General features: G+C 54.0%; 14 protein-coding genes. All 14 read right to left on the bottom strand.

All coding sequences use genetic code 11. The annotated features are described in order from the left end of the window. Positions 1-93: 93 nt before the first annotated feature. The 14 genes from VEI50_09525 to VEI50_09460 all read right to left on the bottom strand — a co-directional run bounded on the left by VEI50_09525 (position 94) and on the right by VEI50_09460 (position 16,612). Positions 94-1,239 (bottom strand): glycosyltransferase family 4 protein, encoded by a 1,146-nt coding sequence (locus VEI50_09525; protein HXX75357.1) that lies wholly within the window; start codon positions 1,237-1,239, stop codon positions 94-96. A 9-nt stretch (positions 1,240-1,248) separates the two neighbouring features. Then, positions 1,249-2,577, bottom strand: a complete 1,329-nt coding sequence (locus VEI50_09520; GenBank protein HXX75356.1) for an FAD-dependent oxidoreductase — start codon at positions 2,575-2,577, stop codon at positions 1,249-1,251. Further along, positions 2,574-3,620 carry an MraY family glycosyltransferase gene (locus VEI50_09515; GenBank protein HXX75355.1) on the bottom strand — a complete coding sequence of 349 codons (1,047 nt, stop codon included), beginning with the start codon at positions 3,618-3,620 and terminating at the stop codon, positions 2,574-2,576. The genes VEI50_09520 and VEI50_09515 overlap by 4 nt, the downstream gene beginning before the upstream one ends. Before the next feature lie 4 nt (positions 3,621-3,624). Beyond that, positions 3,625-4,833 (bottom strand): glycosyltransferase, encoded by a 1,209-nt coding sequence (locus tag VEI50_09510; protein HXX75354.1) that lies wholly within the window; start codon positions 4,831-4,833, stop codon positions 3,625-3,627. A 54-nt stretch (positions 4,834-4,887) separates the two neighbouring features. After that, a complete protein-coding gene (locus VEI50_09505; protein HXX75353.1) occupies positions 4,888-5,961 on the bottom strand; it encodes a glycosyltransferase in 1,074 nt (357 codons plus the stop codon). Continuing rightward, complete coding sequence (locus VEI50_09500) at positions 5,958-6,848, bottom strand: NAD(P)-dependent oxidoreductase (GenBank protein ID HXX75352.1); 891 nt, start codon at positions 6,846-6,848, stop codon at positions 5,958-5,960. Before VEI50_09500 ends, VEI50_09505 begins: the two co-directional genes overlap by 4 nt. Then, the gene (locus tag VEI50_09495) at positions 6,845-8,047 is read right to left on the bottom strand and encodes a glycosyltransferase (protein HXX75351.1); all 1,203 of its coding nucleotides are present in this window, start codon (positions 8,045-8,047) and stop codon (positions 6,845-6,847) included. Before VEI50_09495 ends, VEI50_09500 begins: the two co-directional genes overlap by 4 nt. Continuing rightward, on the bottom strand, positions 8,044-9,339 hold the full coding sequence (locus VEI50_09490) for a glycosyltransferase (protein ID HXX75350.1): 1,296 nt from the start codon (positions 9,337-9,339) through the stop codon (positions 8,044-8,046). Before VEI50_09490 ends, VEI50_09495 begins: the two co-directional genes overlap by 4 nt. After that, positions 9,336-10,334, bottom strand: coding sequence for a methyltransferase domain-containing protein (locus VEI50_09485; GenBank protein HXX75349.1), 999 nt, complete (start codon positions 10,332-10,334; stop codon positions 9,336-9,338). Before VEI50_09485 ends, VEI50_09490 begins: the two co-directional genes overlap by 4 nt. 168 nt (positions 10,335-10,502) lie before the next feature. After that, complete coding sequence (locus VEI50_09480; GenBank protein HXX75348.1) at positions 10,503-11,732, bottom strand: ABC transporter ATP-binding protein; 1,230 nt, start codon at positions 11,730-11,732, stop codon at positions 10,503-10,505. A gap of 9 nt (positions 11,733-11,741) precedes the next feature. Then, positions 11,742-12,548 carry an ABC transporter permease gene (locus VEI50_09475; GenBank protein ID HXX75347.1) on the bottom strand — a complete coding sequence of 269 codons (807 nt, stop codon included), beginning with the start codon at positions 12,546-12,548 and terminating at the stop codon, positions 11,742-11,744. Positions 12,549-12,634: 86 nt separating this feature from the next. Beyond that, a complete protein-coding gene (gene asnB, locus VEI50_09470; GenBank protein ID HXX75346.1) occupies positions 12,635-14,623 on the bottom strand; it encodes an asparagine synthase (glutamine-hydrolyzing) in 1,989 nt (662 codons plus the stop codon). Positions 14,624-14,630: 7 nt separating this feature from the next. Further along, complete coding sequence (locus tag VEI50_09465) at positions 14,631-15,539, bottom strand: NAD-dependent epimerase/dehydratase family protein (protein HXX75345.1); 909 nt, start codon at positions 15,537-15,539, stop codon at positions 14,631-14,633. Positions 15,540-15,847: 308 nt separating this feature from the next. Further along, a complete protein-coding gene (locus VEI50_09460) occupies positions 15,848-16,612 on the bottom strand; it encodes an ABC transporter permease subunit (GenBank protein HXX75344.1) in 765 nt (254 codons plus the stop codon). Between the last annotated feature and the right edge of the window lies 1 nt (position 16,613).

Genomic DNA, 16,613 nt, shown 5'->3' with positions numbered 1-16,613 from the left:
GACAGAATATACAACGTGTGGAGAGAGTAGATGTTGACAGGGGGAACGCCGTTTTCTCGATGAGAGCGGCCTCAAAAGACATGGGCATTTCGGTCAATCTGACGATAGACTCTCGATCAGATGCTGATATTCCTCTTCTTGGCGGCGCACCATTTCACGGATATCAAACTCTTTCTCGAGCCATGACTGGTCTAATTGAGAGAGCGACACACGGTGGGAGAGAAGCAGTTGCACCTTGGCAGCCATTCCAGCGATATCACCAGGCTCCAGCAAGAACCCGTTCACGCCATCTTTGACGACTTCATCCGCGCCATCCACCCACGTCCCTACGACAGGGACTCCCAGAGCCAAGGCTTCAAGGTAGACCCGCGGAAGGCCCTCCCAGAGCGAAGTCAAGACAAATATATCCATACATTGCAGGATCTCAGCGACATCCCGCCGCCAGCCCAACACATGCAACGACTGGTTCAATCCGAGTTTCGTGCATTCCCGTTCAACGGCCGGACGAAGTTCTCCATCACCGACCATCACGAATTGGACATTGGGATGCGTCTGGCGAACCAGTGCCGTTACTCTGACAAAATCCAGCGGTGCTTTCTGAGGCTTCATCGGTGCGACCACACCGACGACCGGTCGAGCCGGATCGAGTCCGAGCTCACGCTTCTTGCTTGGCTTGTCGACCGAGGTCCCCCGCAACGCTTTGAAGTCCACTCCGCTCCGAATCACGACACAGCGATCGGACGAGAAGAGCCCCCACGCGATGCCTTGTCGGCGATTCGCTTCCGAGACCGAAAAGAAGCGCGTCGTCTTCTTTGAGACCAAACGCTCCAATCCCAAGAGCATACGACGAACCAGCGGATGTTGAACCGGTGTCAGCCCATACCCATGAATCGAGTGGATCACGATGGGAACGCCGGCCAGCTGAGCCGCCATTCGGCCGAGAATTCCCGCTTTCGAACTGTGTGTATGGACGACCATTGGCCGGAGCTTTCTGAGGATGTTCGTCAGCTTCAATAGGGCACGGCAATCTTTAAGAGGACGGATTTCTCGAACCAAGGAATGCACTTGAAGGAACGTCACACCCGGCAGGGCTTTGGCTTCCTCGTCAAGAATGCCCGGTTCGCCGGTAATGAGCACGGGGAGAAACTTGGTCCGGTTCAGATGAGAAACTGTGTACAGCGTGTTTTGCTGCGCCCCGCCGAGCTCCAGCTTGGTGATAATGTGGCAGACCTTATGCACGCTACTCTCTTAGGCAGACGCGCGCTGATCGGCCTTGCCGCGGAGGCGCTCGGCGAGCTGTTGCCCTTGGCTGATCGCATCCTCCATCGAGGTGTGCTCCCAGCGGCCATAGCGACCGATCGAGTAGATCCCTCGCCGCTCCAATTCAGCAAGGATGGCAGGCACCGTGCGCGCGCGATGGCGATCGAAGTAGACATACGCGTAATGAAGGTCTTTGACATCGGCCACAACGAGTTCGTCGTCCGGCCGCAAGATGCCGGTTCGTTCCATGCCGGAGCGTGCCTGCTTGATCAGTTCTTCTGCAGGCTGACGTTCGTTCGGCCGGTGCGAGATCTCCACATAGATCGAGCTACAGCCGGGGCGTCCTAAAGAGGCGGAGAAATTCATGGGGAATCCGGCCCGGTAGAAGGGATATTCGGATTCGGGGAAATAGATCCAGTGTTTATCGGACACTCGGTCCCGCGACACGCCGAGATTCACGTTAGAGACCGAGACCCACCGAAGACCTCGTGCGGCTTCCTTCAGATGGTCGGGAAAATCACGACAGCGACGAACCAGTTCAGGAATCGGAATCGTTGAAACCAGAGACTCGTAATGTTCCTGGATGCTCTTACCGCGCTGCCGATCGTCAAAGGATGCGCACCGACGCTTCGTGTCGATTTCCACCAGTTCCATGCTGTTTCGGATTGCAGTAATGCCCGGCAAAAACGAATCCGGCAAGACTCTGATTCCGTCCGTTGTCGGGTAGAGAAACGAAGGGTTGTAGCCAAACGCTTTGTCCTTGATACCCAGGGCGCCGTTGATCACATCCTTGAGTTCCGGCTTCGGCACGAGCCATGAGACCCAATCGGAGGTCAGTTCGTCCAATGAGACCTGCCAGAGTTTTTCGTTGAACGGCACCATGAAATGCTTCGCCATGCCTTCGCCAAGGTTCTCCAAAATCCACTGTTTGAACGTACGGTCCTCAGGGGAGATGGACGACATAGGCCGCGTCAATGTCGCAATAAATCCCATGAGACATTCCCGGATTACCTCAGGCGGCAACCCGAACGTATTCACCTGAAACGGATATTCCGTATAGGTTCGGTGGGAGTAGATGAAGGATCGCCTGGCATGTTTTGCCAGTTTTCCGGCGAGTAGGCGTTCGACTAAGGCTTTGATTTCGGCTTGGCGAAAGTGGAGCAGATGTCCCGTGTAATCGAACGTAAATCCATCTTTTCGATACGAACGGCACAGCCCGCCGATTTCCTCCTCTCTTTCAAACAGTCGATATGGAAGACCGGAAAGGTGGTAGGCTGTGCTGAGGCCCGCCAACCCTGCACCGACGATGACGATCATGCAGCCCTCGTCCCGTTTCCCTGACCAATCGCCACGGCAGGCTGAGGTGGCTTCCTCACATCAACTTTTCGCAAGACAAGTGTGAGGCAAAGCAACACTCCTATAGTCCCGAAACATAAACTCCACGCGACCTCCTGGCTCGTGACCAACATCAATAAGCCGATGCCTCCCACCACCGCAGTGGCCACACAGCTCGTCATGACAATCTGCGGGACCGACATGCCCCAGTGTCGTAAACGGATCGCGATATGATCCGGACTCCCCCAGAAGACGGGAAGTCCCCGCATGTACCGAATGTACATGACAAACAGCGTATCGAAAATGGGAATCCCCAAAATAAACACGGGAGTTAAGAGCGAGACGGGATGAGAACTAGGATATTGCTCGATCATCGTCATCGCGCCAAGCAACAGGCCGATGAACATGGCGCCTGTATCGCCCATGTAAATGGTAGCGGGTTGCCAGTTATACCGAAGAAAGCCCACCAGACTTCCGATCAAGGCTGCCAGCATGAACGCGATGGTCTGATCTCCTTGCAAGATGGCGACAACGAGCAGACAGCTCGCGCTCACCGCTCCCACGCCAGCTGAAAGTCCATCCATGATGTCCAAGAGGTTGAACGCATTGATCAGACCAACCATCCAAAACATCGTCAAAACCAAATCCAGCCAATCGGGTAAGGCGGCGATTTCGATTTTGATCCCGCTTTTGATCAACACGAATACCGCCAGAAGCTGTCCAACTAGTTTCGTGGCGGGCGTCAAGACTCCAAAATCGTCGATGAGCCCCAACATCACAACAATGGTTCCACCCAGGATGATGCCGAGCACGTCATGGCGAAACTCAAACGTAAAGACCAGGCTCATCAGAAAGGCGATGTAGATCGCCAGTCCACCGAAATAGGGCACCGGTTCTCTCTGGTGCTTCAAATTTCCGTCGGGCGCATCCACGATGCCGTATTTGAGCGCCGCGCGGCGGGCCAATGGGACGCCGTAGATGGCCATCGTGAATGCGAGGATGCCGGTGAGTATCAGGAGCAGCATGTATCTACCGCATCTCGATGACAGGATCTGTCTTCTTGGTCACGGGACTGTTCTCAAAGTTCGAAGGGACCTGCCGAGCCAGAAGATGTTCATAGAGAAGTTCATGACGTCTGGTTGCAGCCTGAATCGAAAATCGCTCTTGGACCCTCGCCTGACCACCGTCCGCCAGTTTCTTGGCCAATGTCGAATCGCCCATTAGCCGCATGAGAGCCTCCGCAAGTGCCACGTGATCCCCAGGTGCGACCACAAGTCCACTCTGATCGTGAACGATGACCTCCGGGATTCCCCCCACTTCCGTTGCGACCACCGGCCGGTGGGCCGCCATCGCCTCAATCAAGGAAATTCCGAAGCCCTCGTACAGCGAAGGCATGACAAACAGATCCATGAGCGGAAGGACCTCCTCGACATGGCGATGGACACCAGCAAATACCACGCTGGACGAGATCCCCAATTCGACACACCGCCGCTGCAACCGCGGCAACGCCGGCCCCTCTCCGACGATGACGAGTTGACAGTCGGTCGGCGGAGTGGAGTTGAGCAGATGGTTCATGGCTTCCAGGAGAACCGACAAGCCTTTCTTCGGCTCCTCGATGCGACATACAGTGCCGATGACTACAGTGTCGTCGCGCAACTTCATTTTTGCCCTGCTCGTGACGCGTGGGCGAGTAAAACGCTCCACATCGATCCCGTTGTGGATCGTGATGATACGATCCTCCTGTACGTGGAAGTTCGCGAGCGCAAACTGCCTAACCGCCTCCGAGCAACAGGTGGTGGCATGAGCCCTTCGGACCATCATACGGTCAATGAGGATGGCAGGCCATCGTTTCCACACTTCTAGATCCCGATAGGACAGGATCAGTACCGGAATCCTCAGCAAAGACCCCATGACACAGCAGGCAAAATTCGCCGGGGACAAGAACGCATGAATAACATCGGGGCGTTCTTGCATCAGGACTCGGCCGAGCCTCCAGAACACGCGGACGTCCAGTTTTCCTCTTCCGCCGAGCGTAATGACACGGATGCCGCGCCGTCGCATTTCCTGCGAAATCGTCCCCTCTCCCTTTAAGCCGCAGACCACAATCGCGAAACGTGTCGGGTCCAGGCGGCAGGCGAGTTCCATCACCTGCCCTTCTGTCCCTCCGATTTCCAGCCCGACCGTCAGCAGCATGATTTTACGTCGCGCTGAAACACCAGTTGCTTTCATGGTGGTCATGTGAGGAGACACTTTCCTTGAGGGGTTACGAGCCGGGATCGTTGCTTCGCATGATCAGCCTCGAGAAACGTGTTTCTCATAGGCGAGGATCGTTCGGCGTGCAATCTGTAGCGGATCGTGGTACCGGCACACAAACGCACGCCCCGCTGCTCCGATGTCATGCCCTTCCGCTCGTCTCAGAAGAAACGTGCGCAGGTCGTCAGCAAGCGTTTCTTTCGTGGTGCGCATAATCGGGATCTGCTCGTGGAATGGAACGAACCGTTTTAAGTCTTCCTCGCGGAGATAACAGAACACCGGTTTCTCCAGTGCCATGGCTTCCACCGCCACCGCTCCGTACCATCCGATGAGAAGTTGATCGACGACCACATCAGCTGCCTCAATGAGTTCTTTCATGCCGGCGTGCGGAGCGTCTTCCACCACATTCAATTCGATCGCGATACCCTCTCGTCGCAACCGTTCACAAGCCGCCTCGACATACCGCGTGCCCTTTATGCTCCGATTAGTAGGGAGATGAAGAATTCTGAGGGGTTGTGTTCGGCCGTTCCCGTCAAAGCTTCTCTGTGACGGCACCCATTCTCTGGCATCAACGCTGGCATACGGCAAGAACTCCGCTCCCGGAAGAAAATGCAGCAGATCGGGGTTGAGAGCGAAAACTTGGTCCGCATAGGAGAATATTTTTTTGATTCGTTGTTGTCGAATCTGATCCACTTGCTCTGTACACCAAGCCACGTCGCATTCCCGACACGCCGATGTGGCGAGGTGCTCTCGACTCCATATTTTCATGCGGGCATCGCAACCCTGAAAGGTCACGACGACACGCTTACCCAACCGTTTGAGCAGAGGCAGCTCGAGACAATTCACATTCCAGAGCCAATGGTCAATAATGGTCATACCCCAGTTGAAGTGAAACACGTCGTAGTCGCGAGCGGCACGCATGAGAAACCTGGTCAATCGATAGAACCTTGACGGCCACCACCCCGACCGAAGCCGAAGGTCGATATCGTGAGGGTACTGCCGAGCGTCCGCACGACGCACCATGACGTCGCTTTGGATGCCGAGCTTCCGTTCGGCCCGTGACAACCCCCACGCGTTTCCTCCCGTGTCTGTCGGGCAATGCAACACTCTCATCGAGATTTTGCCGATCTCTCGTCCATGACATCTTTGGCAAGGCGTTCAATGCCTTCCTTGAGCGTGATTTTCGGTGTCACCCCGAGTTTTTGCTTCATGTTCTCGATACTGCCGACCATAGCCAAGGACCCCTTGTCCGGTTCATACTGGTACTGCGGTTCATGGCCGGTCACCTGCCCGATCAGTTCAGCCAAATCATAGACGGTGGTTGTCTCCCCTCCCGCTACGTTTATGGTCTCCCCGCGCGCGAGATCCATAGCTCGTACCGTCGCTTCGACCGCATCGGACACGTGAACGGGATTCATGGAAACACCGGTTTTGCCCGCTGTGGTGACGGGCGAACCTTCCAGCACTCTGGTCACCAATCCGGGCATGAACATATCTCTCTGCCCTTCTCCATACACGAAGAAGTATCGGAGATTGATGGGTGCAAAGAAGTCTCCATACGAATTCACCAGGCATTCTGCGGCGTACTTTGAGGCCAGATAAAAATTGATGATTTGAGGCGGATCAGTTTCGACAATCGGCCGTGGCAGATACCCGCAGACCCCCCCTGACGATGCGTATACAAAGACCCTGCACTTCGCTTGGCGGCCATATTCCAGTAGCTGCAGGGTGGAGTCGGTATTCACCTTGAAAATATCCCTCGCCTGATCGGGAAATTTCCGAAACTGTCGTGACTGGGCCAAATGCAAGATGGCATCGACAGACTTCGGAAGCGCCCCCGCATCGATCGTCACGAGATCTTGCTCCACCCGGTGAACCTGTGGATGGACCGGCAATGCGCCTCCCTTGCGTGTCACGCAATACAGTTCATGATCCGACATGAGGCGTCTCACAACCTGCCCGCCGACAAAACCTGTCGCACCGGTCACCACAATCTTCATCGCACTCCCTCCATCATTGGTCTTGCAAATCCCAGTTGATCATAGAGACGGGTCATTCGTTCTCCAACGCGCTCAAGCGAAAATACCTGCTCGATATACTGACGGCCTTGGACTCCCAGTTCCCGACGCCGCTCCGGATCCTCGATGAGCGACACCAATGTCTGTTTCAGAGAATCGGGGTTCGCACTGACGATCGGACATCCTAGACCCTTGGGAAGGTACAACTCGGGTTTCCGAATGTACGCAACGACGGGCTTTCCCAGCGCCATTCCCTCAACCGCAAAATTCCCATGCCACCCGATGAGAAACTGATCAGCGACGATATCGGCTCTCTTATAGATTTCCATCGCCTCGGCATGACTCATGCCTGTCACCACATCAAGTTCTACGGGATACCCTTCCGCCTTGAGCTCCCTGACACACTCAAACAGAAACCGCGATCCCTTAAATTGGGGATGATTCGGCGCGTGCACGATGCGGACTGGTCGGCTCGAGAGGGAAACACCCACATACGGCCACTTTTTCAAGTCGATCGCCCAGTAAAACATGTCGTTGCGGCTTCCCGGTGTGTATTCGGTCATATCGCCCATCGACAACGTAACATGTGCGTAGCGATGGACATGCACCAGATTCTTCTGGGCCTTCGCGTCGTCACAAATGCAGGCGATCAGGCGCTGTGTGCAATCGAGACAACAGTTGTACGCTCCCAGTGCACGTGTCTTGGATTCCGTACGGACATCCGCTCCATAGGCAGAGACAACCACTTTTTTCCCCAGTAGTCTCAACAACGGAAACTCCAGCCGCTTCCCGATGGTTCGGTTCAGAAATCCCCCGTCAAAATACAGTTGAAAGATGTCGTACCGAAACACAGCCCAAATGAACACGCCCCAGGGAATAAAAAGAGCAAGTAGCTTATGTTTCCACCACCGCTCCAAATTGAACGTAAATTCATTTGTAATATAGTAGGGCCGATAGACGAGCGTGTCGCTTTGATACCCGTAGAGCCGATCGGCGGCCGCGTTCGTTGCGATATTGATGATCGGCGTCGGCCCCCAAATAATCTTTGGCTTGTACCCGGCTTCTTTCCCTCTTTGTTTCACAGCCACCCAAGGCCAGCACACGCACACGACGATCACGACGAAAAACGGAAGGATCACACACTCTCCGGCCAACTTGAGCCATTGCTGAGTCCTGCTCATCGTTGTAGCAACTCGCGATAGACTTCAATGTGTCGATCCGCCACCAATTCCCATCCGTGATACTTTTCTACCCACTCCCGTGAGGCTTGCCCAAGGGCCGCGCGGTGACCCGGACTACTCAGCAATTCCATGAGCCGGTCGAAGATCTGGTCCTCCGTCCTTGCCGAGACCACCGGCGGCATCTCGCCATAGCACCATTCATGGACTTCGCGGGAAAAGTGCAGCATGACCGGCTTCCCGCACGCCATAGCCTCAGGTGTCACGGTGCCGAATGTCCCGATGGTGAATTGATCCAAAACCACGTCAACCGCGTTGTAGTACTCGATCAGCATCATCTTGTTCAGCGGCGGAGTCCAGACGACGCGGCTGCCGATTCCGAGTGTCTCGATTAAGGCCTTCGATTCTTCCACCTCTTGGCCCCACTCGTTCAAAATCAAGATTAATCGTCCCGGGAAAGACTTTATGCACCGGGCGAACGCCTTGAGCACCACATCATTTCCCTTCAAAGCCCAGTTATGCCTCGAGGGAGCGAAAAGAATCAGATCAGCTTGGTAACGATCGACCAGCGACTCGCGCAACGATGTGTGCAGCGGGCGATACTTCGTTTCATCGACGGGGTGCGGAATAAACAGGAAATTTTTCAAGCCGAGGCGTTGGGCTGCAGCGACGACGTCGGGATTCGTGATCACCACCTTGCCGGCCTGCCGGTAGGCGAGGGTCAACAATCGACCCCGCGCACTGTGCTCAAAGGGAATCTCCCGCATCGTCCCGTGCTCGAACGCCACATAAGGCCGGCCATCGGCAAACATCCACGCATCGATAGGATCCGTCGAATACGCCTGAATCAAATCGTACCCTTTAAACCATTCTTCGAATCGCTTTCTGTGGCAGGCATGGCTCCAGAGGTCCAGCATGCGGGGGGTCGGAGAACTTCCTGTCCTTTTGCATTCCAGATGTTTGGTCATGAGCCAAAACCACAAGGTAGGCAATTGAAAGGCCAAGCGCTCCATCCTAAATTGCCCTTTGAAGAGTTGTTTCCGAAGAATCCCTCCTCTGCATAGCGTTTCCTGTTTGAACCATGCGGGTCGACGAAAATTACCCAGATCCATCGACGTCCAATCCGGCTCATACTCGTCGACCACTCCAGAAAAGGTCGCATCTTCCCATTCCGGCTGAGCCATCACGTGTCGATAGTCATGACACAATACGTCGGCTTCAACACCCTTGCGACGCAAGAATTTCACGTTGTTGTACGCGTTGTTCGCGATGTTCCCCACATGGAGTACTTTCATGCGCGAACTCCGCGCATGTTGATCGCGCCTCCACATTCTCCCTGCAATTTGATGTCCCGTTTCCGAGTGAATCGTACGGGCTTGGTCAACGTAATCTGATTGAAATGATGCTCTTGGAACCAGGCAGTAACTTCAGCGCGCGTATGAAGAAAATTGTACATGGGCGTGTACGCATCATAGAGCCCGTAATGAATCGTTGAGATTGCCAATGGGTCTCCACTTGGAGGATAGGCTGCACAAATGAGGTGGCGTTGAAGAAAGGAGTAGAGATGTCGATTTTTAATGATCAAATAGCGGCAGAGGTCATATCGACGCGGCTCTGGAAACCGTTGCAGGATCCGACGGAGAAAATCCGTGCAAACAAACTTCCACGGGTTGTGTTTTTCATATACCATCGCATAGAACGTTCCACCCTTCTTGACCATTGGCGCGACCCGATCAAACGCCGCCTTGGTATTCGGCGTATGGTGCATGACGCCCCAGCTCACGACAAAATCGAAACTTGCTTGGCGGAACGGGAGCTGAAAGAGACTGGCTTGCACGACGACGACATTGTCCATCGCCGATGTCGCAGCATGAGCGGCTGCGACGCCGGAGTCTGTCAGGTCGACGGCGACGACGGTGGCCCCCAACAAAGCCATCGCATAGGTCCATCGCCCGGACCCACAACCGGCGTCTAGCACGAGCTTCCCCTGAAAATACCCTTTGGGCAGATTCACGTTTTCCAGCCATTGGTCGACCAATGCAGGCGTAAAATGGAGATAGCGGGAGTCCCTATAATGCTGATAGGCGATGTTAAATCCTTCTTTTACCTGTTGCTCATCCTTTGACAGTGCCGGCAGGAAGCGAGGAATACCATCCCGAATCGGAAATTCGCATCGGCAGTTGACGCACGCGTACCGTTGGGGTTCTTCAACCAGTGTGCCGAGACAGGATGGGCACACCAGAAGCTTAGAAAGGAGGGTTTTCTTCTTACCAGCACACGCAGATTCCATTACTCAGTCGACCACCCTTTCTCGTTTCGATCGGACACGCGGATACAACTCTTGGCCTCGACCGAGCGCCTTGAGAGGCAAGAGCGCCAGCGTACACAGTGACAGTACTTCCACTTCTTCACAGAATCCCGTTCCAATACGTTCTTCTCCGTTCCAGAGCTATTCGGGTCAAGGCGAGGCTTTATGGGACCAGCTGACCGGATGATCACACACAGTCTGTAGGGGCCGATCCGGGCGTTTCACGGTGAATTCGCATACATTTTCATGGAGGTCGTAGGGATCGAGGCGGTAGATGGACTCAGCCCCTTCCTTCCTCGGGAAAATACCGACTGAAACCAAGTATGACCCATCTCCCAACAGCAGAGGATCAAATACGATGTCGACGGTTCCGGTTTTGGAAAAATTCCCTAACTCCACCGCCGGCTCACCGGAGAAGGCACTCGTCACGAGCAATCCGTCTTCCCTGGTGATGAGGATGTATACAGAAGGATTCTCAAAAGTGCGCGTGGACTCATAAGTGAGACGGACGACCATTTTTTCGCCGGTCACATAGGCTGACTGGGATTGCTCGGCACCATCCAGCAACGATGTGGACTGAATACGGATCTCTCCTGATCCCCACCGAAGGTCCCCCTCACTTTGGTTGTGAGTATTTTGCTTTGCCCGGTCGCGCTGGCGCACATAGAGATCGTACGCACGGCATACGGCATGTGCCTCCCCTACCTGCACGAGCTTCCCCTGGTCAATCCAAATGACCCGCTTGCAGAGACGGCTGAGCAGAAACGAATTATGCGAAACCAGTACGGCCGTTCCTCCCCTATTGAGAAAACGCTGGAGAAACTGAATGCATTTATTCACGAAGGACGCGTCCCCGACAGCCAACACTTCGTCGATGAGGAGAATCTCCGGCTCCAATGCCGTCGCGATTGCAAAGGCCAGCCTCGCCTGCATGCCTGTCGAATAGGTCCGCAATGGCTGGTCGATCACGTGACGCAATTCGGCAAAGTCCACGATTGCATCAAACTTCTGTTCAATGGCACCCCGACTCAATCCGAGAAGCATGCCGTTAACGCGTATGTTCTCCGCTCCGGAATAATCCGGATGAAATCCGGTGCCCAACTCGAGCAAGGCAGCAACTCGTCCTCTGACATCAAATACTCCGCTGGTTGGCTGGGACAGCCCTGCCAGCAATTTCAACAATGTGCTCTTGCCGGCACCATTACAGCCCATCACCCCGATGCTCTCGCCTTTCATGATTTCGAACGAGACATCGTCAAGCGCGGTTCGCAATAAGTGGTAGGACCTTCGGCCGAAGGTGAGCCATTCTTTCACGATATCCGTACGTCTCGGATACCATCGATAAATCTTCGTCAGGTTCTTCGCTTGAATGGCCAGCATATCGGATGATTACAGATAGTCGGCTATCAAGAGCCGCATTCGACCAAAGATCCACCACCCGCTGAGACATGTCGCAGCAGACAAGCCGCCGACGAGCAGCCATACATCAACAGGAGGACTTTGGCCGGTTAAGAAAATCGCTCGGTATCCTTCAAGAAAATACGACATCGGATTGTATGAGAACAGCACCGCAAGCGGGTGCGGCACCATGACCGAGGTATAGACGACCGGGCTCAGAAACATCCCGAGGGTCAAGGCGAACGGAAGAACCTGATTCGTATCCCGCACGGCCACGTTGAAGGCGGAAAGGACCCACGAGAGACCAACAGTAAATAACAGCTGGGCCACCAGCAGAAATGGCAGTAAGAGCACGGCCCATCCGAGGTGATGCAATGGAATCAGCACCGCCACAAACACCAGCAGACTGACCAACCCTGTCACCGTGGCGCTGACGACCTTGATGACCGGAAGAATTTCGATCGGAAACAGAATCTTCGTCACTAGACTCACGTTCGACGAAATGGCCCCGGTCGCAGCCGTTAAGGCCTCCGCAAACATTTGCCAGGGCAGCAAGCCGCTTAGAAGCACCAATATGTATTCACCGGTTGTTTGGTCCGCTCCACCGCGAATTTGAAACACGAACCCGAACAGGACGGTATACAGGGTGATGAGCATCACAGGCTTCAAAATGATCCAGCTGAGACCGAGAAGCGATCCCCCATAAGTTCGTCTAAGCTCATCAAGAGCCAATACCCAGATCAGTTGAAGACGGTGCGTGAAGCCCGCCAGGTCTTCCGGCCAGAGTTTGACTCCCATGGAAACGTTGTCCGTCTTGTGCATGATTGATATCAGTTTGGGATTATCGGTATGACACAATCGCTGTACACTAGAAAAGCTGGGCGTTACCTCCGAGGCGGAATTGCATATGCCGGAATCCCCTCACCGTCGATGAATAGACGATTCCAGAACTCAAAACTCAGCAAGCTCCAGATGAGGAGCCGATGGTTCACTTTCCCGTTCAAATGTTCATCCACGACACGTTGAATAAATGTGTTCTGGAAAAACCCTCGGGCCCTTGTCCGACGGTCGAACAAAATACTCTTGATGTAGGCCATGAGGGGCCCCTGATACCACGACTGATCCGGAGCGCTGAATCCCTGTTTGCGTTTGAGCAGAATCGCATCCGGAAGGATCCCCTCCATCGCTCGCCGAAACAGGTATTTGCCTGACAGGTTTTCGTCTCTGTGCGGGTTTTTCTCCCATTGGCGATTGATGAGATACTTCGTCGGCAACGTGGTCACAAAATCCACCAGCGCATGATCAAGCAGCGGCACTCGCGACTCAAGCGAGTGCGCCATGCTGAGTTTGTCCTCAATCACGAGGAGCCCGTGGAGAAACGTCTTCGCCTCAAAATAGAGCGCCCGCCTGATCGGATCACGATCCTGGCGATCCTGATTCACAATTCGGCGGAAACTCTCAACGGGATTATGACCGCTGGTGTGATGGATCATCTCGGTGGAAAAGAAGCTCGTGTGCTGTTGGCAGGGAACGAGCCGATTCCAATACTCAAAATATCTGCCCAGAAAGTCATCGTGGTTTTGATCCTCGCCAGAGGCCATCCGGTACCGCCAGGGATACCCCCCAAAGATCTCATCTCCACCTGTTCCAGCCAACACCACTTTCACGAACCGACTGGCCAGCCGTGCCGTGTAATAATACGGATAGCACATTCCGGCTCGAAGATCCTCGATTGACCAGATGACCCGGGGTAGAGCCCATTCCAGATCTCCCGCGTGGAAGACCATCTCATAGTGTTCCGTCTTGAATAACGCTGAGAGCGCCTCGGCATCGCGCCGTTCGTCGAACGCCGCCTCGAATCCCGAGACATTGGTGAGATCAAATCCCCCCGTAAACGTCATGAGCCGAGGCACGCTCGCAGAAGCCAATGCCGTAATGGATGCAGAATCCATCCCCCCACTCAAGTACGCCCCGACCGGCACATCGCTCATCAACTGTCGCTTAACCGTATCTTCCAAGAGAAATCCGAGTCGTTCCCTTGCTTGGTTCTCTCCAAGATCCTCAATCTGAACAAAGTTGAAATCCCAGTATCGCCGTCGCGTGATTCCGCCCTCACTGACGACGACGTAGTGTCCTGCTTCGAGCAGATGCACACCGTCGAACAACGTCGTCTCTCCGAACGTGTTTTGGAACGTAAAGTAGTCTTTCACAGCGGCACGGTTCACCTGCCGAGGGAAGTCCTTCAGCCCCAAAAAAGCCTTCATCTCCGATGCAAACATCAATGAGCCTCTCCATTCCGTGTAATAGAGGGGCTTCACTCCGTAGCGGTCCCTCGCCAGCAGCAGTGTGGCGCGCAGGTCGTCCCACAAGGCGAACGCAAATATGCCGTTCAATCGCTCGATACAATCCAATCCATATTCTTGGTACAGGTACAGAATGACTTCTGTGTCCGTAGTCGACACGAATTCATACCCTTTGCGGACGAGTTCCTTCTTCAGCTCAAGATGGTTGTAGATTTCTCCGTTATAGGTGATCCACAACGTCTTCTCACGGTTGGCCATTGGCTGATGACCGGCCGTTGAGAGGTCAAGAATGGAGAGCCGACGATGCCCAAGACCAAGTCGATACGGTTGCCGTCCGTAGGCTACTCTCGAATGACTCAATTCTTGCGTCTGCAAATCCGGAAATTCCCGACATTGATCGGTTGGGGTAATCTCCCACCAACTAGGCTTCTGTTTTTTCTTGACCGGAGCAAGTAAGACATAGCCAGCATCATCGGGGCCACGATGAGCTTGGGCATCACACATTCGAACGATATCGAATGGCTCGATGGGCTTGCCTGCAACACTATAGATACCGGCTATCCCGCACATGTGACGATTACGATCCCTTCGCCAATTCTTCCAAACCCTGTTGCAAGGTGGTCTGTGCTTGAAAGCCCAGCAACCGCTTCGCCTTTTCGCTACTCCCTACGCGCCTTGTCATCGATCCAGTCGCTTGTGGCTGATATATGGGCTGAAGCAGCGAACGGCACAACTCCAACAGCTTCACGGTTATCTCTTTGACCGTCACTTCTGTTCCGCTCCCGACGTTAAACGCTTCTCCGCTGACGTCACTCGCCATGGCCATCACGGTACACCGTGCGACATCCCGAACGTGTATAAAATCAAACGATGCGGATCCATCTCCATTAATGACGGGCGCTTGTCCCGAGCGTATTTTTCCTAACACCGCGGGGATCAACCCTCCGACTTGCCGAGGCCCATAGACATTCATATATCGCACGACTGCGTAGGGAAGCTTCGACTCGAACGGACGGAGAAGCAGTTCGCCGCACAGTTTCGTCACGCCATACATGCTTCGAGCGTTGAATGGATGTTGCTCATTCATCACTTCAAGGGTATCCCCGTACACGGATGAGGCTGACGAATATACGAACTTGTTGACTCCTGCACGGATCGCTTCCTGAACGATGGCGAACGTACCTCGAATATTGACTTCAAATGCCAGCTGAGGATCCTTGTCACAAGGCCCAAGCGGGAGTACGGCCATGTGAAAAATCCCATTTATTCCCTGACAAACCCGTTTCAACGCATCCTGGTTCAGGAGGTCTCCCTCGACAAGGTTCACCCGCGCATCTCTCCGGACCTCGGCGACATTGCTTTCGTTCAGGGCCTTGTCAAAAAGCACCACTCTGGATGCCTTGTGGTTCAGAAGCAGTTCGGCTACGTACGCGCCGATAAACCCGCTTCCACCTGTAATCAAGAAATGCCCGTTCTCAATCTTCATCGTGGAATCCTTTCTTTCGATTCAAGTCGTTCTGAAATTTTACCTCTAAACCCAAATGTCTCAAAACATTCCGAGAAAATTGGCTGAGCCACGGCTGAAACTCGAACGACCATCTCGTGATGGTTCAGGAAATCGGCGGGACAAAAGACAATCACAGGCCGGCTCAGTCCAAATCCAGAACCATCACTCGGCTGAGACGATTGCCCTAGGCTCCAAACACCCCTTTGGGGACGACTGATGCCCGTTGGCAAGGGCACCAGCGATGCGAGGGACCACTACACCGGACGCAAAACCAACACAGTGCTGATTCAGAAATCTCTACGCTGAAAAATCAAACAGCCTCCGACGAGCAGGAGAGTTGCATATAACAATCCGTACACTGTTGCCATCGATTGAAATGCAATCGATACGGAGATCCCTGATGCCGCTTGTCCTTTGATATTCAGCATCTCAAGATTGGGAAAGATATAGTACAGACCGCTCATAAGACCTTTAATCGTGGCACTCGGACTCCTCTCTGCAATGGCTTTGAGATCCTCCGTCAGATGACCGACGATGTACACTCCGATCGTGAAAATTGCACTGAGGGTTGCCGTGCTGAACGTTGAAAACATTAATGCCACTGCCGTGATCACTAACATTTCCACCAGCATGAGCTGGACAGCTTGAAACACAGTGCTCCGAATTGGAACATGCCCGGACCAGAGAGTTGCCAGATAAACAATCAGCATAATCACCACATTCACCACCAAGGTCACCACCAGTCCTAGATACTTGCCCAGGAGAAATTGCACTCGGTGGATGGGGCGAGCCATAATTGTATAAACGGTTCGCCGGTCGATTTCTCTACTCACTAAGCCAGTACCCACAAAGATGGCGATAATAATCCCTATCAAATTGATCGAAGCCAAGCCGATATCGGAAATGATCTTGTCGTGTTCCATCACGGTGAGATCGCCAAGGGCGATCGCTCCCCCAATCAAAAACACGGCAAAAAAGAGAAGGTTGTACAGAATCTTGTCGCGGAGATTCTCGCGGAATGTATTGAGGGAGATGACTCCGATACTCCACATC

The organism is Nitrospiraceae bacterium, from assembly GCA_035623075.1.
GTDB lineage: Bacteria > Nitrospirota > Nitrospiria > Nitrospirales > Nitrospiraceae > DASPUC01.
The sequence above is the reverse complement of the archived record's forward strand: the minus strand, read 5'-3'. Positions and strand labels throughout refer to the sequence as shown.

Coding starts and splice junctions, on each gene's coding strand:
- VEI50_09520 (HXX75356.1), bottom strand. CDS start 2,577: ATGATCGTCATCGTCGGTGCAGGGTTGGCGGGCCTCAGCACAGCCTAC.
- VEI50_09515 (HXX75355.1), bottom strand. CDS start 3,620: ATGCTGCTCCTGATACTCACCGGCATCCTCGCATTCACGATGGCCATC.
- VEI50_09510 (HXX75354.1), bottom strand. CDS start 4,833: ATGACCACCATGAAAGCAACTGGTGTTTCAGCGCGACGTAAAATCATG.
- VEI50_09505 (HXX75353.1), bottom strand. CDS start 5,961: ATGAGAGTGTTGCATTGCCCGACAGACACGGGAGGAAACGCGTGGGGG.
- VEI50_09500 (HXX75352.1), bottom strand. CDS start 6,848: ATGAAGATTGTGGTGACCGGTGCGACAGGTTTTGTCGGCGGGCAGGTT.
- VEI50_09495 (HXX75351.1), bottom strand. CDS start 8,047: ATGAGCAGGACTCAGCAATGGCTCAAGTTGGCCGGAGAGTGTGTGATC.
- VEI50_09490 (HXX75350.1), bottom strand. CDS start 9,339: ATGAAAGTACTCCATGTGGGGAACATCGCGAACAACGCGTACAACAAC.
- VEI50_09485 (HXX75349.1), bottom strand. CDS start 10,334: ATGGAATCTGCGTGTGCTGGTAAGAAGAAAACCCTCCTTTCTAAGCTT.
- VEI50_09480 (HXX75348.1), bottom strand. CDS start 11,732: ATGCTGGCCATTCAAGCGAAGAACCTGACGAAGATTTATCGATGGTAT.
- VEI50_09475 (HXX75347.1), bottom strand. CDS start 12,548: ATGGGAGTCAAACTCTGGCCGGAAGACCTGGCGGGCTTCACGCACCGT.
- asnB (HXX75346.1), bottom strand. CDS start 14,623: ATGTGCGGGATAGCCGGTATCTATAGTGTTGCAGGCAAGCCCATCGAG.
- VEI50_09465 (HXX75345.1), bottom strand. CDS start 15,539: ATGAAGATTGAGAACGGGCATTTCTTGATTACAGGTGGAAGCGGGTTT.
- VEI50_09460 (HXX75344.1), bottom strand. CDS start 16,612: ATGTGGAGTATCGGAGTCATCTCCCTCAATACATTCCGCGAGAATCTC.